Source organism: Burkholderia sp. A9 (assembly GCF_000801975.1).
On sequence record NZ_JSZN01000001.1, the window covers coordinates 1 to 20,039 of the forward strand.

The 20,039-nt window shown below is 65.9% G+C and carries 16 protein-coding genes; 14 read left to right on the forward strand and 2 right to left on the reverse strand.

The genetic code is table 11. The features are described 5' to 3' along the window. The coding region (locus tag PI86_RS17560) for a hypothetical protein (RefSeq protein ID WP_235362661.1) at nucleotides 1-204 on the reverse strand (204 nt) is incomplete at its 3' end. 111 nt (nucleotides 205-315) lie between these two features. On the opposite strand from PI86_RS17560, the gene PI86_RS00005 reads away from it, so the two are divergent. Both PI86_RS00005 and PI86_RS00010 read left to right on the forward strand, forming a co-directional pair. Continuing rightward, the gene (locus PI86_RS00005; RefSeq protein WP_039317288.1) at nucleotides 316-2,391 is read left to right on the forward strand and encodes a molybdopterin-containing oxidoreductase family protein; all 2,076 of its coding nucleotides are present in this window, start codon (nucleotides 316-318) and stop codon (nucleotides 2,389-2,391) included. A 136-nt stretch (nucleotides 2,392-2,527) separates the two neighbouring features. After that, the gene (locus tag PI86_RS00010; protein ID WP_039317291.1) at nucleotides 2,528-4,201 is read left to right on the forward strand and encodes a long-chain fatty acid--CoA ligase; all 1,674 of its coding nucleotides are present in this window, start codon (nucleotides 2,528-2,530) and stop codon (nucleotides 4,199-4,201) included. Between the two features lie 374 nt (nucleotides 4,202-4,575). Here the strand turns inward: PI86_RS00010 and PI86_RS00015 are convergent, their stop codons facing one another. Next, nucleotides 4,576-5,733 carry a porin gene (locus PI86_RS00015; protein ID WP_014898192.1) on the reverse strand — a complete coding sequence of 386 codons (1,158 nt, stop codon included), beginning with the start codon at nucleotides 5,731-5,733 and terminating at the stop codon, nucleotides 4,576-4,578. Between the two features lie 277 nt (nucleotides 5,734-6,010). Here PI86_RS00015 and coq7 point away from each other — a divergent pair, with 277 nt between their 5' ends. From coq7 to murC, 12 genes are all read left to right on the forward strand, one after another. After that, nucleotides 6,011-6,637, forward strand: a complete 627-nt coding sequence (coq7, locus tag PI86_RS00020) for a 2-polyprenyl-3-methyl-6-methoxy-1,4-benzoquinone monooxygenase (protein ID WP_039317296.1) — start codon at nucleotides 6,011-6,013, stop codon at nucleotides 6,635-6,637. A 387-nt stretch (nucleotides 6,638-7,024) separates the two neighbouring features. Further along, nucleotides 7,025-7,453, forward strand: coding sequence for a division/cell wall cluster transcriptional repressor MraZ (mraZ, locus tag PI86_RS00025; RefSeq protein WP_006400450.1), 429 nt, complete (start codon nucleotides 7,025-7,027; stop codon nucleotides 7,451-7,453). 23 nt (nucleotides 7,454-7,476) lie between these two features. Then, nucleotides 7,477-8,418, forward strand: coding sequence for a 16S rRNA (cytosine(1402)-N(4))-methyltransferase RsmH (rsmH, locus tag PI86_RS00030; RefSeq protein WP_039317302.1), 942 nt, complete (start codon nucleotides 7,477-7,479; stop codon nucleotides 8,416-8,418). Further along, nucleotides 8,415-8,756, forward strand: a complete 342-nt coding sequence (gene ftsL / locus PI86_RS00035) for a cell division protein FtsL (RefSeq protein ID WP_014898189.1) — start codon at nucleotides 8,415-8,417, stop codon at nucleotides 8,754-8,756. The genes rsmH and ftsL overlap by 4 nt, the downstream gene beginning before the upstream one ends. Then, entirely contained in the window at nucleotides 8,753-10,600 is a 1,848-nt protein-coding gene (locus tag PI86_RS00040; protein ID WP_014898188.1) for a peptidoglycan D,D-transpeptidase FtsI family protein, read from the forward strand. Before ftsL ends, PI86_RS00040 begins: the two co-directional genes overlap by 4 nt. Continuing rightward, nucleotides 10,597-12,135, forward strand: a complete 1,539-nt coding sequence (locus PI86_RS00045; RefSeq protein ID WP_039317306.1) for a UDP-N-acetylmuramoyl-L-alanyl-D-glutamate--2,6-diaminopimelate ligase — start codon at nucleotides 10,597-10,599, stop codon at nucleotides 12,133-12,135. Before PI86_RS00040 ends, PI86_RS00045 begins: the two co-directional genes overlap by 4 nt. Further along, nucleotides 12,132-13,538 (forward strand): UDP-N-acetylmuramoyl-tripeptide--D-alanyl-D-alanine ligase, encoded by a 1,407-nt coding sequence (locus PI86_RS00050; RefSeq protein ID WP_039317309.1) that lies wholly within the window; start codon nucleotides 12,132-12,134, stop codon nucleotides 13,536-13,538. The genes PI86_RS00045 and PI86_RS00050 overlap by 4 nt, the downstream gene beginning before the upstream one ends. A gap of 16 nt (nucleotides 13,539-13,554) precedes the next feature. Beyond that, nucleotides 13,555-14,724 carry a phospho-N-acetylmuramoyl-pentapeptide-transferase gene (gene mraY / locus PI86_RS00055; protein ID WP_006752439.1) on the forward strand — a complete coding sequence of 390 codons (1,170 nt, stop codon included), beginning with the start codon at nucleotides 13,555-13,557 and terminating at the stop codon, nucleotides 14,722-14,724. Nucleotides 14,725-14,752: 28 nt separating this feature from the next. Further along, nucleotides 14,753-16,264 (forward strand): UDP-N-acetylmuramoyl-L-alanine--D-glutamate ligase, encoded by a 1,512-nt coding sequence (murD, locus tag PI86_RS00060; RefSeq protein WP_039317314.1) that lies wholly within the window; start codon nucleotides 14,753-14,755, stop codon nucleotides 16,262-16,264. Beyond that, nucleotides 16,261-17,544 carry a putative lipid II flippase FtsW gene (ftsW, locus tag PI86_RS00065; RefSeq protein ID WP_039317317.1) on the forward strand — a complete coding sequence of 428 codons (1,284 nt, stop codon included), beginning with the start codon at nucleotides 16,261-16,263 and terminating at the stop codon, nucleotides 17,542-17,544. Before murD ends, ftsW begins: the two co-directional genes overlap by 4 nt. Beyond that, nucleotides 17,541-18,644, forward strand: coding sequence for an undecaprenyldiphospho-muramoylpentapeptide beta-N-acetylglucosaminyltransferase (gene murG / locus PI86_RS00070; protein ID WP_039317320.1), 1,104 nt, complete (start codon nucleotides 17,541-17,543; stop codon nucleotides 18,642-18,644). Before ftsW ends, murG begins: the two co-directional genes overlap by 4 nt. Then, nucleotides 18,641-20,038: a UDP-N-acetylmuramate--L-alanine ligase gene (gene murC, locus PI86_RS00075; RefSeq protein ID WP_039317322.1), complete on the forward strand. Its 1,398-nt coding sequence runs from the start codon at nucleotides 18,641-18,643 to the stop codon at nucleotides 20,036-20,038. The genes murG and murC overlap by 4 nt, the downstream gene beginning before the upstream one ends. Nucleotide 20,039 lies beyond the last annotated feature (1 nt).

A 20,039-nucleotide genomic window follows, 5' to 3' on the forward strand; every position in this document is an offset into this window, starting at 1 on the left:
AGGCGGGGGTTTTTGCATTTGTGCGGCGAAATTCATCATCCCGAGCCATTCCCCGGCCCCTGGCTCATTCGCTCGTATCTTCTTCGACCCAAGACCGATTCGTTTCGGCCGGGCGAAGCCGAAACGCAGTGCCTTTCTCTCACCAACTCCGCATAGATATCGCCGCACCGGCAGTTCGACGCCGGGCCCAGGGCCGATATTCACGATTCCCCGTTGCCGCTGTTCCGCCAAGCAGGCAGGAAACCCGCGTGAAATGAAGCCTTATTGGGCACACCCACGTAAAATCTGCGAATCTCGCTTTCCGCATCCAGAACGATGAACGTCGCCACCCAGATAGCTCGGGCCGTTTGCCCACACGATTGTCCGGACACATGCGCAATGCGCGTGACCGTTGAAAACGGCAAGGCGATCAAGGTCACGGGCGATCCCGACCATCCGCCGACGCAAGGCGTGTTGTGCACGAAAGTCAGCCGATACGCCGACCGCGTTCACCATCCCGACCGTCTCACCGTTCCGCTCAAGCGCGTCGGTGCGAAGGGGGAAGGCCGCTTCGAGCCGATCAGCTGGAGCGAAGCGTTCGACGAGATCGGTCGCCGCCTCGGTGAAATCGCCGCGCGTGCGCCGGAGGCGATCGTGCCTTACAGCTATGCGGGAACGATGGGGCTTGTGCAGGGGGAGGGCATCGCGCAGCGGTTCTTCCACAAACTCGGCGCATCCAGGCTCGAGCGCGCGATCTGCGCGGCCGCTGGTGCGGCAGGGCTGCGCTATACGTATGGCGGAAGCGTCGGAATGCATCTCGAGCATTTCGAGGAGAGCGAACTGATCCTGATCTGGGGCGCGAATCCGATCGCATCGAGCCTGCATTTCTGGACGCGTGCGCAGGAAGCCAAGCGCCGCGGTGCCCGTCTGGTTGCAATTGATCCCTATCGCTCGCTGACGGCGGAGAAGTGCCATCAGCACATCGCACTGAAGCCTGGCACCGACGGCGCGTTCGCTCTCGGTATGATGCATGTGCTGATTACCGAAGATCTGCTCGATCATGACTACATCGAGCACCATACGCTGGGTTTCGATGCGCTCAAGGCGCGAGCCCTCTCCTATCCGCCGGAACGGGTCGCGCAGATCTGCGGCATCGAAGCATCCGAATTGATCGAACTCGCCCGCCGTTACGGCGCGACCCGCAAGGCATCGATCCGTCTCAATTACGGGATGCAGCGCGTGCGCGGCGGCGGCAATGCCGTGCGCGCAATCGCGAGCCTGCCTGCGCTGACGGGCGCGTGGCGCGACCGGGCCGGCGGGTTGCTGCTGTCGTCGTCGGAATCCGCACCGGTCAACCAGGCGGCGCTGCTGCGCCCCGATTTGATGCCCGGCTGGCCGCACAAGCTGCCGCGCATCATCAACATGAACGCGATCGGCGACGCGCTGCTGCATTCGGGCGATGCGACTTTCGGGCCGAAGGTCGAAGCGGTGATCGTCTACAACTCGAATCCGGTGGCCGTCGCGCCGGATTCGTCGAAAGTGGCCGCGGGTTTCGCACGCGAAGACCTTTTCACAGTCGTTCTCGAGCACTTCAAGACAGATACGGCCGATTTCGCCGACATTGTGTTGCCGGCTACTACGCAGCTCGAGCATCTCGACGTCCACAAGTCGTATGGTCACACCTACGTGATGGCGAATCTGCCGGCGATTCCCCCGGTGGGAGAGGCGCGACCGAATACGGAGATCTTTCGCGGCATCGCGCGCAGCATGGGGCTCGATGAGCCCGCGCTCTATCACAGCGACGAAGAGGTCGCGCGCGCGGCATTCCGCTGGGACGATCCGGCGCTCGACAGCGACTGGGACACCCTGAAGCGTGCCGGCTGGTTGAAGCTCAATTTGGCGGATGCTCCTTTCGCGAACGGCGGCTTCCGCACGCCGTCCGGCAAGTGCGAGTTCTACAGCGCGCGACTCGAGCAGATGGGCATGGATCCGGTGCCCGATTACCTGCCGCCGTACGAATCAGCCGAGGCCGCGCCCGAGCTGGCCGCGCGCTATCCGCTCGCGATGATTTCACCGCCGGCCCGGCATTTCCTGAACAGCACCTTCGTGAACGTGGACAGCCTGCGCAGCACGGAAGGCCAGCCGCACCTCGACATGCACCCGGCAGATGCCGCGGCGCGCGGCATCGGGGATGGGGACGTCGTACGCATCTTCAACGACCGCGGATCGATGCAGGCGGTGGCGAGAATTACCGATCGCGCACGCGAAGGTCTCGTCGTCGGCCTGTCGATCTGGTGGAAGAAATTGTCGGCGGACGGCCGGAACGCGAACGAAGTGACGAGCCAGGCGCTGACCGATCTCGGCAATTCGGCGACGTTTTACGATTGCCTCGTGGAAGTTGACCGGATTTGACCGAACATCTCGATATGATTGGACGAATTTGTCCGAGAGTTCGAGGTGGTCATCTAACCCTGTTGTCTCGCGACGGACGAGCCGCTACGATGCGTTTTAGCACGACCATTCGAAAATCTGTGAGGAGACGCGCAGTATGGACAAAATTTGGCTGAAATCGTACCCACCCGGCGTTCCAGCCGAAATTGACGCGTCCCCGTATCCCTCCATCCCGGATCTCCTCGACGAAAGCTTTCGGCAGTATCGCGACCGCAAGGCGTTCGTCTGCATGGGCAAGAGCATCACGTATGGCGAACTCGATGCGCTGTCGCGCCAGTTCGGCGCTTGGCTGCAGTCGCGCGGTCTGAAGCGCGGCGCGCGCGTCGCGCTCATGATGCCGAACGTGCTGCAATACCCGGTAGCGATCGTCGCGGTCCTGCGCGCGGGCTACACGGTCGTCAACGTGAACCCGCTCTATACGCCGCGCGAGCTCGAACACCAGTTGAAAGACAGCGGGGCGGAGGCGATCGTCATCCTCGAGAATTTCGCGTCGACGCTTCAGGCCGTCATTGCAAACACCGCGGTCAAGCACGTCGTCGTCGCGTCGATGGGCGACTTGCTGGGCATCAAGGGCTGGCTCGTCAACTACGTCGTGCGCAACGTGAAGAAGATGGTGCCGGCCTGGCAGCTTCCGTCGTTCACGCGTTTCAAGGCTGCACTGTCGGAAGGCGCACGGCAGACCTTCAAGCCGCAGAAGCTCGGCCCCGACGATGTCGCATTCCTCCAATACACGGGCGGTACGACGGGTGTCGCGAAGGGCGCGACGCTGTTGCACCGGAACATCGTGTCGAACGTGTTGCAGGCCGGCGCGTGGCACCATCCCGCGCACGAGAAGTACCCTGACGTGAAGCAGTTCGTGACGGTCGTCGCGCTGCCGCTCTATCACGTGTTTGCGCTGACGGTCTGCGGCTTCCTGACGATGCGCACGGGCGGCATGGGTATCCTGATCCCCAACCCGCGCGACATCGGCGGGATGATCAAGGAGTTGAAGGGGTACCAGATCTCGACGATTCCGGCCGTCAACACGCTGTACAACGCACTGCTGAACCATCCCGAATTCAACCAGCTCGACTTGTCGAAGCTCGTGATCGCCAACGGCGGCGGCATGGCGATCCAGGAAGGGGTCGCGAAGCGCTGGTATGAGAAGACCCATACGGCGATCGTCGAAGGGTATGGCCTGTCGGAAACCTCGCCGGTCGCGACCTGCAACCCGGTGACGGCGACTGAGTACAGCGGGACGATCGGCCTGCCGCTGCCGTCGACCGAGGTTGCGATCCGCGACGACGCGGGCAACGATGTCGCACTCGGCGAACCGGGCGAGATCTGCATCCGCGGGCCGCAGGTCATGGCCGGCTACTGGAACCGTCCGGAAGAAACCGAGAAGGTCATGTGCCCGGACGGGTTCTTCAAGACCGGCGACGTCGGCGTGATGGACGCGCGCGGTTACGTGAAGATCGTCGATCGGAAGAAGGACATGATTCTCGTATCCGGTTTCAACGTGTATCCGAACGAAGTCGAGGACGTGGTGGCGTCGCACCCGGGCGTGTTCGAGGTGGCGGCGGTCGGCGTGCCGGACGAGCACTCGGGCGAAGCAGTGAAGCTGTTCGTCGTGAAGAAGGACCCGGCACTCACCGACAAGGACATCCTCGCGTATTGCAAGGAGCGACTCACCGGCTACAAGCGGCCGAAACTCGTCGAGTTCCGCACGGAGCTGCCGAAGACGAACGTCGGCAAGATCCTGCGGCGCGAACTGCGCGACGGCCGCGCGTAATACCGAAGTCGAACGAACGAGCCCGGCCTGTGCCGGGCTGACCATAGATTTTTGTTTGTGGCGCGGTTTGGGGCGGCGGCGGAGCTTTGGCCGCGTCGCCGGCTATGACCTGAACGACCCGCGTTCGAAGGCGGACGCCGCGGCTGACGAAACGGTTCGGTCGGGTCATCGGCGGCCGCTCGCGTGTCGAACGGTGCAAGACTTCGGCGCACGCGGCCGCGGGGCGCTCCATCGGCGAAGTGCCGCGAACGTGCCGGGTCACCGCGCACGCATCGCCCGACGATCATCTGGCGCAACGCTAACGCTTCGCTACCGCAAGAGAAAAAGGCGCCCGAAGGCGCCTTCAATATGCTGCGGCTTGTCAGGCAAGCTGATTAGAACTTGTGACGGATGCCGACGCGAGCTGCGACCTGGTTGCTGGTGGTCGACGGGTCGAGACCGTTGATCGAAGCATGGGCCTGAACGACGTTGCCTTCTGCGTCGAGCGCGTTGCCCGATGCATGCTGGTACACGCCGATCACGTAGACGTCCGTGCGCTTCGACAGGAAGTAGTCGACGCCCAGCGAGCCTTGGTGGTACTTGGCTGCCGAGTTGCCGTCGACCTTGCTGCCTTGCGTGTAGTCGTACGCGGCGCCGACGATGAGCGCCGGGGTCAGCTGATACTTGAAGTTGATTTCGCCGTTGTTGAACGTCGCGGTCTGGTCCACGAACGGACCAACCGAGAAGCCCTTGAACTTCGTGTTCGAGTACGTTGCGCCGATGGTCGCTGCGCCGAACGTGTAGGCGCCGCCCGCACCGATGACCTGGTACGTGTTCGCGCTGTTCGCGTACGCGCCGTAGACCGGCGACGACACGGCCGTCGCGGCAGCCGATGCGCCGGTGTTGAACATGCCGCCGAAGTTCGCCGGCGTGCGTGCGTTCAAGTAGCCGACACCCAGGACGAGCGGGCCGTTGTTGTACCCGGCACCGAGCGACCAGACCTGGTTCTTCGAGAACTGGCCGGCCTGACCGCCGAAGCTGTACATGCCGCCGAACGAGAAGCCGGCGTAGGTCGGGCTCGTGTACTTGACCGCGTTGTTCACGCGGTACGCGTTGTTGAAGTTGTCGAGGTCGCCCGGGTGAGCAGCGATGTAGCCGCCCCACTGGTCGCCTGCCTCGAGCGGGCCGACGAAGTCGACGACGGAGTCGTACTGGCGACCCAGCGTGACCGTGCCGTACTGGCTCGACAGTCCGACGTACGCCTGACGACCGAACATCAGGCCGCCCTGGCCGAGCTTGCCGGAGTTGACGTCAAAACCGTTCTCGAGCACGAAGATCGCCTTCAGGCCGGCGCCCAGATCTTCGGTACCGCGCAGGCCGAAGCGGCTGCCTTGCATCACGCCGCTTGCCAGACCGTACAGATGGCCGCCCTTCGCGTTGTTGTTGAAGATGAGGCCTTCATCGATGATGCCGTAAAGCGTCACGCTGCTTTGCGCATGGGCTGCGCCAGCAAACGCGCCCAGCGCGACGAGCGCGAGAAGCGACTTTTTCATTAACGGATCTCCAAGATTCACTGAATTTTTTTGGCGGGGCGGATAGTTATGTTGTGTTGACGGGCCCCATCAACTTCGCAAGAAGTCGCTCGTAATGTAGCAAAGCCGATTTTTCCGACAAAGCGAAATGCCGTAGCGCAAGGCCGCCATGTTTCCTTTATGCAACAATGGTTAAAATCACGGGTTAACCGCAATTTCCGCTGAATAATCAAGTCGGTTACGCAGCCGGACACGTGCCTTTGCCGCCCGCGGCAGCACACGCAGCCAGGAGAACAGGATGGTGTTGGATGAACTGATCAGCGAATTCGATCGCGGCTTGCGATCGCTGACCGGCATTAGCCGGATGAGCCGCGCGGTGCCCATGCCGGCGGAGCCGCCGGCCGGCGAATTGACGCCCGCGGAGCGCACGCATGCCGCCGGGCTGATGCGCGTGAATCACGTCGGCGAAGTCTGTGCGCAGGCGCTCTATCAGGCGCAGAAGCTGACCGCGCGCTCGGCGTCGTCGAAGGCGATGTTCGAGGAGGCCGCGCGCGAGGAGGAGGACCATCTCGCCTGGACCGCGCACCGGCTGAAGGAACTCGATTCGCGCCCGAGCCTCCTCAACCCGCTCTGGTACGCCGGTGCGCTCGCGATCGGCGTCGCGGCCGGCACGCTGGGCGACAAGGTCAGCCTTGGCTTCATGGCGGAGACCGAGCGTCAGGTCGAGAGCCATCTCGACGGGCACCTGTCCGAGTTGCCGGCGACCGATACGGCATCGCGTGCGATCGTCGAGCAGATGCGACTCGACGAGGTGAAGCACGGCAAGGCAGCGACCGACGCCGGCGGGATCGAACTGCCGCTGCCCGCGCGGATGCTGATGCGCGCCGCGTCGAAAGTCATGACGAGCACTGCATACTATCTGTGACATTTGTACCGGGGCGGCGCACGACGCCGCTCCGGTTCGCCGCTCCCGATACCGCCCGTTTTTTCCGCGTTTTCCCGCCCCCGAAAGCCCCGTCCGCACGCCAGTCTGGCCCACCTTTCTCACGTATCACCTTCACAAGTTGCACTAGCTCATTCATTTATAACGGTTTTTAGAATGAGGGGTGGCATGAGCATGTGCGCGTAAGTCCTTGTTCTAACTAACAAAATTCGTCAAAAATCCGGGCCGCTCCCTTGACCGTGCCAAACCCTTCCTCTAAAGTGGGAGACAGTGTGAGAAAGTGTATTTTTGTGTGATTTAGCGAGCCATTCCGGCTAAATTCTGAGGCGTTGAGCGGGTGCTTCGGTGCCCTGAACGGGAGAGCGGAAAGTGTTCCAAGGGGCGTCGGCGCTGACGCTCGATGCGAAAGGGCGGATGTCGGTGCCGGCTCGCTATCGCGAAGCGCTGCAAGGACAGGCAGAAGGACGGGTGACTGTGACCAAGCACCCGGACGGCTGCCTGTTGCTGTTTCCGCGCCCCGAATGGGAGGTTTTCCGCGCCAAGATCGCCGCGCTGCCGATGGACGCGCACTGGTGGCGGCGCATTTTTCTCGGCAATGCGATGGATGTCGATCTCGACAGCGCGGGCCGGATTCTCGTATCGCCCGAGCTGCGGATGGCGGCCGGACTGGAAAAGGAAGTCATGTTGTTGGGAATGGGTAGTCACTTCGAGCTGTGGGATTCGCAGACCTACATCGCGAAGGAGCAGGCAGCGATGGCGCAGGGCATGCCCGACGCGCTGAAAAACTTTACGTTCTGATTGCGGTGACGGAGACGCCCGCGATGGGAAATGAATTGCAGCATCGGACCGTGTTGTTGGACGAAGCGGTCGAGTCGCTCGTGACGCGCCCCGACGGCATTTATGTCGACGGCACGTTCGGGCGGGGTGGTCATAGCCGTGCGGTACTCGCGCGGCTGGCGCCGGCTGGCCGGCTGATCGCGTTCGACAAGGATCCGAGGGCGATCGAGACGGCGCAGCGCATCGAGGATGCGCGCTTCTCGATCGTGCATGACAGCTTTGCATCGATGCGCGATGCGCTTGCGGCGCGTGGCATCGAGAAGGTGTCGGGTGTGTTGCTGGACCTGGGCGTGTCCTCGCCGCAGGTGGACGATCCGGCGCGCGGCTTCAGCTTTCGCGCCGATGGCCCGCTGGACATGCGAATGGATCCGACGCGCGGCGAGTCGGCGGCCGAATGGCTCGCGCGGGCTTCGGTGCAGGAATTGACGGAGGTGATACGGGATTATGGGGAAGAACGGTTTGCTTTTCAGATTGCAAAGGCGCTTGTTGCTCGCCGGGCAGAGTCCGACCGTCTTGGGCCTCTCGACACCACGGGCGAGCTTGCCCAAATCGTGGGTCACGTCGTCAAAACCCGTGAGAAGGGCAAGGATCCGGCAACCCGCACCTTTCAGGCTATACGGATTCACGTCAATCAAGAGCTTGCGGACCTGCAAGTCGTACTAGACGCGGCATTGTCGTTGCTGGAGCAAGGGGGGCGGCTGGTGGTCATCAGCTTTCATTCACTCGAGGACCGGATCGTCAAGCGATTCATGCAGGCGCACGCGAGTGCGCCTGCGGTTGATCGTCGCCTGCCGATCCGTGCCGTCGACCTCCCGAGCCCGCCGCTCAAGATAATCAGCCGTCAGTTCCCGAGCGAAGCGGAAGTCGTTGCGAATCCGCGCGCCCGGTCGGCCGTGATGCGCATTGCGGAGCGCATCACGCCATGAGCCGCTTCAATATCTTCCTGCTGATCATCGTGATGGGATGCGCGCTGTCGGTCGTCAATTCGACGAACCAGCAACGCCAGATCTTCATCCAGCTGCAGCGCGCACAGTCGCAGGAGCGTCAGCTCCAGCAGGACTATGCGCAGCTTCAATATCAGCAGAGCGCGCTGTCGAAGACGTCGCGCATCGAGCAACTCGCGAACGACTCGCTGAAGATGCAGCCGGTCACAACGGGCCGCACGCAATACCTGACGCTGCCGCCGGGCGCCGCGAGGGCGATCGACGCGCCGATTCCCGCTTCGGCCGACACGACTGCCAAGGGCAACGGAGGCGCGCGATGAAGCCGTCGCAAAAGCGCCAGGACGTGAAATTCTCGGCGAGCCCGGTGCTCGGCGTGCACCTGCCGATGTGGCGCTCGAAATTCGTCGTGTTCCTGCTGTTCATGGCGTTCGTCGCGCTGGCCGCGCGGGCGTTCTGGATCCAGGGGCCCGGCAACGCGTTCTATCAGAAGCAGGGCGAAAGCCGCTACCAGCGCACGATCGAGCTGCCGGCCACGCGCGGCAAGATCCTCGACCGTAACGGGCTCGTGCTCGCGACGAGCCTGCCCGTGCGCGCGATCTGGGCAATTCCGGACGCCGTGCCGGACGATCTCGGCGCGGACAAGGTCAGCCAGCTCGGCACGCTCCTCGGCATGACGCCGAAGGAATTGCGCGTGAAGCTGTCTGAAGACAAGGGTTTCGTGTACGTGAAGCGCCAGGTGCCGATCGACGTCGCGGACAAGGTCGCCGCGCTCGACATCCCCGGAATCTATCAGCGCAACGAATACAAGCGTTTCTATCCGGAAGGCGAGATCACCGCCCACCTGATCGGCTTCACGAATGTCGAGGACGAAGGGCAAGAGGGCGTCGAGCTCGGCGACCAGAAGATGCTGTCCGGCACGTCCGGCGTGCGCCGCGTGATCAAGGACCGGATGGGGCACATCATCGAGGACGTCGCCGAACAGATTCCGCCGCACAACGGCACGGACGTCGACCTGTCGATCGACAGCAAGATCCAGTACATCGCCTATGCGAACCTGAAGGCCGCCGTCGAGAAGTTCAAGGCGAAGGCCGGCGCGGCGATGGTCGTCGACGTGCGTACCGGCGAGGTGCTCGCGCTGGTCAACTATCCGACCTACAACCCGAACGACCGTACGCGCCTGACCGGCGAGCAACTGCGCAACCGGATCCTGACCGACGTATTCGAGCCGGGCTCGATCATGAAGCCGTTCACGGTGTCGCTCGCGCTCGACCTGCATCGCGTGACGCCGAACACGCTCGTCGAGACGGGCAACGGGCATTTCGTGCTCGACGGCGCGCCGATCACCGACGATGCGGGCTTCGGCACGCTGACGGTCGGCGGCGTGATCCAGAAGTCGAGCAACATCGGCGCGACGAAGATCGCGATGACGATGCGGCCCGAGGAAATGTGGAATATGTATACGAGCATCGGCCTCGGCCAAGCGCCGAAGGTCGGCTTCCCGGGTGCCGCGGCCGGCCGCCTGCGTCCGTGGAAGAGCTGGCGCCGCATCGAGCAGGCGACGATGTCGTACGGCTACGGCCTGTCGGTGTCGCTGTTCCAGCTGGCGCGCGCGTACACCGCGATCGCGCACGACGGCGAGATGATGCCGGTGACCATTTTCAAGACTGACCCCAACCAGCAGATCACGGGCACGCAAGTGTTCAACCCGACCACCGCGCGCGAAGTGCGCACGATGCTCGAGACCGTGGTCGCGCCGGGCGGCACGTCGCCGGATGCCGCCGTGCCCGGCTATCGCGTCGGCGGCAAGAGCGGTACCGCGTACAAGCATGAAGGCCATGGCTATACGCGCAAGTACCGTGCATCGTTCGTCGGCATGGCGCCGATGCCGAATCCGCGCATCGTCGTCGCGGTGTCGGTCGATGAACCGACCGCCGGCAGCCACTTCGGCGGCCAGGTGTCGGGCCCCGTATTCTCGGCGATCGCCGGCGATACGATGCGCGCGCTCAACGTACCGCCGAACATGCCGATCAAGCAGCTCGTCGTGTCCGACGACGCGCCGGGCGCGCCCGCTGCGACGGGCCCGCAAAAGCTGGCCGCGGGCGGCGGCGCGAAGCATATGATCGTATCCAGCACGACGCGTAATTCACCAGGAGTTGTTCGATGAGCGCCGCTCGCAGTTCCCATCCGGCGCATCAGCAGATCGCAGCCGCGCTCGCGTGGCTGCGTCAGCATGTGGCCCCCGCGGCGCAACTGCATGCCGACACGCGCAGCCTGCAGGCTGGCGACGTGTTTCTCGGCTATGCAGTCGACGGGGCCGACAATCGCGCCTTCATTTCCGACGCCGTTGCTCAAGGCGCGGCCGCCGTGCTGTATCAGCCGGACGGCCTCGCAGCCGCACCGTCGGTGCCGGTCGCGCTCGCCGTGCCGGCGCTCGATCAGCTGGCGGGTGACATCGCCAGCGGATGGTACGGCGACCCGAGCGACACCCTGCTTGCGATCGGCGTGACCGGCACGAACGGCAAGACGTCGTGCACGCACTGGATCGCCGCCGCGCTGACGGCGCTGCACCAGCCGTGCGCGCTGATCGGCACGCTCGGCAGCGGCATGCCGGGCCAGCTGGTGCCGACGGGCTTCACGACGCCGGATGCGCCGCAGCTGCAGCGCAGCCTCGCGCAGCTGCGCGACTCGGGCGCGCAGGCCGTCGCGATGGAAGTGTCGTCGCACGCGCTGCATCAGGGTCGCGTGAACGGCACGGCATTCGATATCGCCGTGTTCACGAACCTCACGCAGGATCACCTCGACTATCACGGTACGTTCGACGCATACGAAGCCGCAAAGGTGAAGCTGTTCGCGTGGCGCGGCCTGCGTGCGGCGGTCGTCAACCGCGACGACGCAGCCGGCCGACGCCTGCTCGAGAAGCTGGCCGGCCGCGTGCGCACGATCGCATACGGGATCGGTGACGCGCAGACGCCCGACGCCGATCGCGAGCTGGTCGCGCTCGACGTGCGCGCGACCGCCACCGGCACGGCATTCCGCCTCCGCTCGTCGTGGGGCGATGCGGACGTCGAGGTCGGCACGCTCGGCACGTTCAACGTCAGCAACCTGCTCGCGGTGCTCGGCTCGCTGCTCGCGGCCGACGTGCCGTTCGACGCGGCCGTGGCGGAGATTGCGCGACTCGAGCCCGTCAACGGCCGGATGCAGCGTCTCGGCGGCCGGCTGCAGAACGACGAACCGCTGGTCGTGATCGACTACGCGCACACCCCGGACGCACTCGAGAAGACGCTCGACGCGTTGCGCCCGATCGCGGCGGCGCGCGGCGGCCGGCTCGTCTGCATGTTCGGTTGCGGCGGCGATCGCGACGCGACGAAGCGGCCGCTGATGGGCGCGATCGCCGAGCGGCTTGCCGACGAGGTCGTCGTCACGAGCGACAACCCGCGCAGCGAAAATCCGCAGCACATCATCGACCAGGTCATCGCGGGCATGACCGCGCCCGATCACGCACGCCGCATCGAGGATCGCGCGAGCGCGATCCTGCAGGCCGTGCGCGGCGCCGCCCGCGAGGATGTCGTCGTGCTGGCCGGCAAGGGCCACGAGGCGACGCAGGAAATCATGGGCAAGAAGCGCACGTTCTCCGATCAGGATCACGCGCGGCTCGCGCTCGCGGCACGTGCGACGCACGGCAAGGGAGGCGGCGAATGACGATGCTCGGTCTCGGCGAAGCCGCCCGCCTGATCCCCGGCGCCACCGTCCACGGCGATCCGGACACCACGTTCGAGCGCGTGTCGACGGACAGCCGCACGGTCGGCCCGGGCGACCTGTTCGTCGCGTTGAAGGGCGACCGCTTCGATGCGCATGACTTCCTCGGCGACGTGGCCGCACGCGGCGCAGCCGCGGCGCTCGTCGCGCACGTGCCGGCGGGCCTCGCGATGCCGGTCATCGACGGCGGCGAAACGCGTGCCGCGCTCGGCGCGCTCGCCCACGGCTGGCGCAAGCGCTTCGCGGTACCGCTCGTCGCGGTGACGGGCAGCAACGGCAAGACGACCGTGAAGGAAATGATCGCGTCGATCCTTGCCGCTGCAGTCGGCGCCGACGCACGGCTGGCCACGGCCGGCAACCTGAACAACGACATCGGCGTGCCGCTGACGCTGCTGCGCCTGTCGGGCGCGCATCGCGTCGCGGTGATCGAACTCGGGATGAACCACCCGGGCGAGACCGAAATCCTCGCGCGCATCGCCGCGCCGACCGTCGCGCTCGTGAACAACGCACAACGCGAGCACCAGGAATTCATGGCGACGGTCGAGGCGGTCGCGCTCGAACACGCGGCCGTGATCCACGCGCTGACGCCGGACGGTGTCGCGGTGTTTCCGGCCGACGATGCATACGCCGGCATCTGGCGTGTCGCGGCGACGGGCAACCGGATCCTCGATTTCGCGCTGCATGACGCGGAGCGGCAAGTCGAAGCCCAGGTGACGGGCCGCCTGCACGGTGGCGAACTCGCGATCGATACGCCGGCCGGCGCGGTGACGGTGCGGTTGCGCGCGCTCGGCGAGCACAACGCACGCAACGCGCTGGCGGCAACGGCCGCGGCGCTCGCGGCCGGCATCGATCTGGCCGCGATCAAGCAGGGCCTGGAATCGTTCGAACCGGTCAAGGGTCGGCTGCAGGTCCGGCAGGCGGCCGTCGGCAGCCTCGCAGGCGCGACGGTCGTCGACGACACCTACAACGCGAACCCCGACTCGATGCGTGCCGCGATCGACGTGCTGGCCGCACAACCTGCGCCGCGCGTGCTGGTGATCGGCGACATGGGTGAGGTCGGCGACGAAGGCCCGGCATTCCACCGCGAGATCGGCGCGTATGCGCGCGAGCGCGGAATCGATGCGCTGTTCGCGCTCGGCGATGCGTCGCGCGATGCATGTACGGCGTACGGCGACACGGCCCGCCATTTCGGCGACGTCGGCGCACTGGTCGAGGCGCTGCTCGCGGCGGGCTATGGCGCGCAGGCGACGGTGCTCGTGAAGGGCTCGCGGTACATGAAGATGGAGCGCGTGGTCGACGCGCTGATGAACCAACCCGCGGCGGGCACGGCGCCCGCTGCACACTGAGTAGAAGGAAGGAAGCATGCTGCTGGCGCTGGCGCAATGGCTGCAAGGAGACGCAAGCTTTTTGCGCTTGTTCACGTACCTGACGTTCCGTGCGGTGATGGCCACCATCACCGCGCTCGGTATCGGGCTCGTGTGCGGACCGTGGGTGATCCGCAAGCTGACGCAAATGAAGGTCGGGCAGGCCGTGCGCAAGGACGGCCCGCAGAGTCATCTCGTCAAATCCGGCACGCCGACGATGGGCGGCGTGCTGATCCTGATCGGCATCGCGGTTGCGACGCTGCTGTGGGGCGACCTGACCAACCGTTTCATCTGGATCGTGATGCTCGTCACGTTCGGCTTCGGCGTGATCGGCTGGGTCGACGACTATCGCAAGGTCGTCTACAAGGACCCGCGCGGGATGTCGTCGCGTGAAAAGTACTTCTGGCAGTCGGTGATCGGCTTGTTCGCCGCCGTCTATCTCGCGTTCAGCGTGTCCGAGGCGAACAACGTGCGCGTGTTCGACCTGTTCATGGCGTGGGTGAGGAGCGGCCTGTCGATGGGGCTGCCGGCGCGCGCGGACCTGATGCTGCCGTTCCTGAAGTCGATCAGCTACCCGCTGGGCGTCTGGGGCTTCATCGTGCTGACCTACTTCGTGATCGTCGGCGCGAGCAACGCGGTGAACCTGACCGACGGTCTCGACGGTCTCGTGATCATGCCGGTCGTGCTGGTCGGCGGGTCGCTCGGCGTGTTCGCGTACGTGATGGGCAGTTCGGTCTATTCGAAATACCTGCTGTTCCCGCATATCCCGGGTGCGGGCGAACTGCTGATCTTCTGTTCCGCGATGGGTGGGGCAGGGCTCGCGTTCCTCTGGTACAACACGCACCCCGCGCAGGTGTTCATGGGCGACGTCGGCGCGCTGGCGCTCGGCGGCGCGCTCGGCACGGTCGCGGTGATCGTACGCCAGGAAATCGTGCTGTTCATCATGGGCGGCATCTTCGTCGCGGAAACGCTGTCGGTGATGCTGCAGGTTTCGTGGTTCAAGTACACGAAGAAGCGTTACGGCGAAGGGCGGCGCCTGCTCAAGATGGCGCCGCTGCATCACCATTTCGAATTGTCCGGCTGGAAGGAAACGCAGGTGGTGGTACGTTTCTGGATCATCACGCTGATGCTGTGCCTGTTCGGTCTGTCCACCCTCAAGCTGCGGTAAAGGAAAGGTAACAAGGATGTCTGGCGAGATGTTTGGAGATCGGCAGCGGCCGATGGTGCTCGTACTGGGGCTCGGGGAGTCGGGCCTTGCGATCGCGCGATGGTGCGCGAGGCACGGGTGCCGGCTGCGTATTGCCGATACCCGCGAGGCGCCGCCGAACCTTGCCGCGCTGCAGGCCGAAGGCATCGATGCGGAGTTCGTCGGCGGGCCGTTCACGCCCGCGCTGCTTGACGGCGGTGTCGAGATCGTCGGGCTGAGCCCCGGCCTGTCGCCGCTCGAACCGGCACTCGCGGCGCTGGTCGCGGCCGCACACGAGCGCGGGATCGCGGTGTGGGGCGAACTGGAATTCTTCGCGCAGGCGTTGCGCGCGCTCGGCACGAGCGGCTACCAGCCGAAGGTGCTCGCGATCACCGGCACCAACGGCAAGACCACGACGACGAGCCTCACCGGCCTGCTGTGCCAGCGCGCGGGCAAGAAGGTCGCCGTCGCGGGCAACATCAGCCCGGCGATGCTCGACCGGCTCGCTGGCGCGATCGACGACACCGCGCTGCCCGACGTCTGGGTGCTCGAACTGTCGAGCTTCCAGCTCGAGACCGCGCGCACGTTCGCGCCTGACGCGGCCGCGATTCTCAACATCACGCAGGATCACCTCGACTGGCACGGCAGCTTCGACGCGTATGCGGCGGCAAAGGGCCGGATCTTCGGCGCGACGACGACCCGCGTGCTGAACCGCGACGATGCAGCCGTGATGAAGTTCGCGCCGGCTGCAGGCGCGGCAGATGCCGCGCGCACGGTCACGTTCGGCCTGAACGAACCGGCGCAGGAGGGCGACTACGGCCTGTCGCGCGACAACGGCATCGCGTGGCTGGTCGAAGCGGTCGATCGCGACGCGCCGGACGAAACGATGACGAGCCGCCGGCGCAAGCGCGACGGCGCACATACGCCGGACATCGCGCAAAAGCGGCTGATGCCGGCCGATGCGCTGCGTATCCGCGGGCTGCACAACGCGGCGAACGCACTGGCCGCGTTCGCGCTCGCACGTGCGATCGACCTGCCGGCCGCGCCGCTGTTGCACGCGCTGCGCGAATACCGCGGCGAAGCGCATCGCGTCGAAGTGATCGCGACGATCGACGACGTGGACTACGTCGACGACAGCAAGGGAACGAACGTAGGCGCGACGGTTGCCGCGCTCGATGGGCTCGCACAGAAGATCGTGCTGATCGCGGGCGGCGACGGCAAGGGGCAGGACTTCGCGCCGCTGGTCGCGCCGGTCGCGCGCTGGTGTCGCGCGGTGATGCTGATCGGCCGCGACGCGCCGGCGATTCGCGACACGCTCGCCGAAACCGGCGTGCCGCTCGCCGACCACGCAACGCTCGAAGGCGCGGTGCGTGCGGCGGCCGAGCTCGCTGAACCGGGCGACGCGGTGCTGCTGTCGCCCGCATGCGCGAGCCTCGACATGTTCAGGAACTATGCCCATCGCGCGGACGTATTCCGCGCGGCGGTGGACGAAATCGCCATCGACAAAGGAGCGACGCCATGAGCTGGTCCGATCGCCTCGTCTCCCGTTTCAACGACCGGCGCGACACCGGCGGCAATGCCGCGGGCGGCCGCGTCGCCTCGGCCACGCGCGCTGCGACCGGCGGCCTCGCGAGCGTCGTCAGCGGCGTGCGGCCGAGCCGCTCGCGCATGCTCGACTTCGACTACTCGCTGCTGTGGGTCGCGATCGCGCTGCTCGGGCTCGGCGTCGTGATGGTGTATTCGGCGTCGATCGCGATGCCGGATTCGCCGAAATACGCGTCGTATCACGATTACGCATTCCTGATGCGCCACTGCGTGTCGCTCGTCGTCGCGTTCATCGCGGCGGTGATCGCGTTCCGCGTGCCCGTGTCGACCTGGGACAAATACGCGCCGCATCTCTTCCTGATCGCGCTGGTCGGCCTCGTGATCGTGCTGATCCCGCACGTCGGCAAGGGCGTGAACGGCGCGCGCCGCTGGATTCCGCTCGGCATCACGAACATGCAGCCGTCGGAAATCATGAAGCTCGCGGTGACGATCTACGCGGCGAACTACACGGTGCGCAAGCAGGAGTACATGCAGAGCTTCGCGAAGGGCTTCCTGCCGATGGCGTTCGCGGTCGGCCTCGTCGGCGCGCTGCTGCTGCTCGAACCCGACATGGGCGCGTTCATGGTGGTCGCGGCGATCGCGATGGGCGTGCTGTTTCTCGGTGGCGTGAACGGCAAGTTGTTCGGCGGCCTGGTCGCGACGGCGGTCGGCACGTTCACGATGCTCGTATGGCTGTCGCCGTGGCGTCGCGAACGGATCTTCGCGTATCTCGATCCGTGGGACGAACGCTACGCGCAGGGCAAGGCGTACCAGCTCACGCACTCGCTGATCGCGTTCGGCCGCGGCGAGTGGTTCGGCGTCGGCCTCGGCGGCAGCGTCGAGAAGCTGAACTACCTGCCGGAAGCGCATACCGACTTCATCCTCGCGGTGATCGGCGAGGAGCTCGGTTTCGTCGGCGTGCTGGTCGTGATCCTGCTGTTCTACTGGATCGTGCGCCGCGCGTTCGAGATCGGCCGCCAGGCGCTCGCGCTCGACCGCACGTTCGCGGGCCTGATGGCGAAGGGCATCGGCATCTGGTTCGGCGCGCAGACGTTCATCAACATGGGCGTGAACCTCGGGCTGCTGCCGACCAAGGGCCTGACGCTGCCGCTGGTGAGCTACGGCGGCTCGGGCATCTTGCTGAACTGCGTTTCGCTCGCCGTACTGCTGCGGGTCGACTATGAAAATCGCGTACTGATGCGGGGAGGGAAGGTATGACCGCGTCGCGACGCACGCTGATGGTGATGGCAGGCGGCACCGGGGGCCACGTGTTCCCGGGGCTCGCGGTCGCGCACCGGATGGAAGCGGCGGGCTGGCGCGTCGTATGGCTCGGCAATCCGGCCGGGATGGAAGCGACGCTCGTACCGAAGCACGGCATTCCGATGGAATACGTGCGCTTCGGCGGGCTGCGCGGCAAGGGCCTGAAGACCAAGCTGATGCTGCCGTTCAACCTGCTGCGCGCGTGCTGGCAGAGCCTCGGCGCGCTGCGTCGCGTGCGGCCGGACGTCGTGCTCGGGATGGGCGGCTACATCACGTTCCCGGCGGGCGTGATGACCGCACTGTCGGGCCGTCCGCTCGTGCTGCACGAACAGAATTCGATCGCGGGTCTCACGAACAAGGTGCTCGCGAAATTCGCGAAGCGCGTGCTGGTCGCCTTCCCCGGCGCGCTGCCGCACGCGGAATGGACCGGTAACCCGATTCGCGCGGAACTTGCGCGCACGGAAACGCCCAAAGCACGCTATGCGGCGCGCAGCGGTCCGCTGAACGTGCTGGTCGTCGGCGGCAGTCTCGGCGCTGCCGCGCTGAACGAAGTCGTGCCGCGCGCGCTAGCGCTGCTGGCGCCGGGCGAGCGCCCGCGCATCGTGCACCAGGCCGGCGCGAAGCACATCGACGCGCTGAAGGCGAACTACGAGGCCGCCGGTTTCGCGGGCGGCGACGACGTTCGGCTCGTGCCGTTCATCGACGACATGGCGTGCGCGTACGCGGCGGCGGATCTCGTGATCTGCCGTTCCGGCGCGATGACGGTGTCCGAGATCGCGGCGGTGGGCGTGGCGGCGCTGTTCGTGCCGTTTCCGCACGCGGTCGACGATCACCAGACGACCAATGCCGCGTTCCTCGCCGATGCGGGGGCCGCGGTGCTGGTGCAACAACGCGACCTGTCGGCGGATCTGCTCGCTGACTGGCTGCACGACCAGTCGCGGGCCTCGCTTGCGGACATGGCGGAGCGTTCGCGCTCACTGGCGAAGCCCGAGGCCACCGACGAAGTCGCGCGCATCTGCGCGAAGGTAGCCGGCGCGAACCTGGAAACACTGCAATGAAACACATCGTCAAACATATTCATTTCGTCGGGATTGGCGGCGCGGGCATGAGCGGCATCGCCGAAGTGCTCGTCAACCTCGGCTACGAGGTCAGCGGCTCGGACCTGTCGCGCAACGCGGTGACCGATCGTCTCGCGGCGCTCGGCGCGCGGATCGCGATCGGCCACGACGCAGCGAACATCGAGGGCGCGAACGCGGTCGTTGTGTCGACGGCCGTGCGCTCGGACAACCCGGAAGTGCTGGCCGCGCGTCACCAGCGCGTGCCGATCGTGCAGCGCGCAGTGATGCTCGCCGAATTGATGCGCCTGAAGCAGGGGATCGCGATTGCCGGCACGCACGGCAAGACCACGACGACGAGTCTCGTCGCGAGCGTGCTCGCGGCGGGCGGCCTCGATCCGACCTTCGTGATCGGCGGCCGGCTGATCAGCGCCGGCGCGAACGCGCGGCTCGGCACCGGCGATTTCATCGTCGCCGAGGCCGACGAGTCGGACGCCTCGTTCCTGAACCTGTACCCGGTGATCGAAGTCATCACGAACATCGACGCCGACCACATGGATACCTACGGCCACGATTTCGCGCGGCTCAAGCAGGCGTTCATCGAGTTCACGCAGCGCTTGCCGTTCTACGGCAGCGCGGTCGTGTGCGTCGACGATCCGAACGTGCGGCAGATCATCCCGTTCATCTCGAAGCCGGTGGTGCGCTACGGGCTGTCGCCGGACGCGCAGGTGCGCGCGGAAGACATCGACGCGCGCGACGGCCGGATGCACTTCACGGTGATCCGGGAAGGTCGTGCGCCGCTCGCGGTGGTGCTGAACATGCCGGGCCTGCACAACGTGCAGAACGCACTCGCGGCGATCGCGATCGCCACCGACCTCGGCGTGACGGATGACGCGATCCAGCTGGCGCTGGCGGAATTCAACGGCGTCGGCCGGCGCTTCCAGCGCTACGGCGAGGTGCCGGCCGCGGACGGCGGCCAGTACACGCTGATCGACGACTACGGCCATCACCCGGTCGAGATGGCCGCGACGATCGCGGCCGCGCGCGGCGCGTTCCCCGGCCGCCGCCTCGTGCTGGCGTTCCAGCCGCACCGCTACACGCGCACGCGCGACTGCTTCGACGACTTCGTCAACGTGCTGTCGACGGTCGACGCGCTGGTGCTGACGGAAGTCTACGCCGCCGGCGAAGCGGCGATCGCGACGGCCAACGGCGACGCGCTGTCGCGCGCGCTGCGCGCGGTGGGGAAGGTCGATCCGGTGTTCGTCACGACGGTCGACGACGTGCCGGACGCACTGGCCAAGGTCGCGCAGAACGGCGACGTGGTGATCACGATGGGCGCGGGTTCGATCGGCGGTGTGCCGGCGAAGGTCGTGCAGAACACACAACAGAAGGCATGAC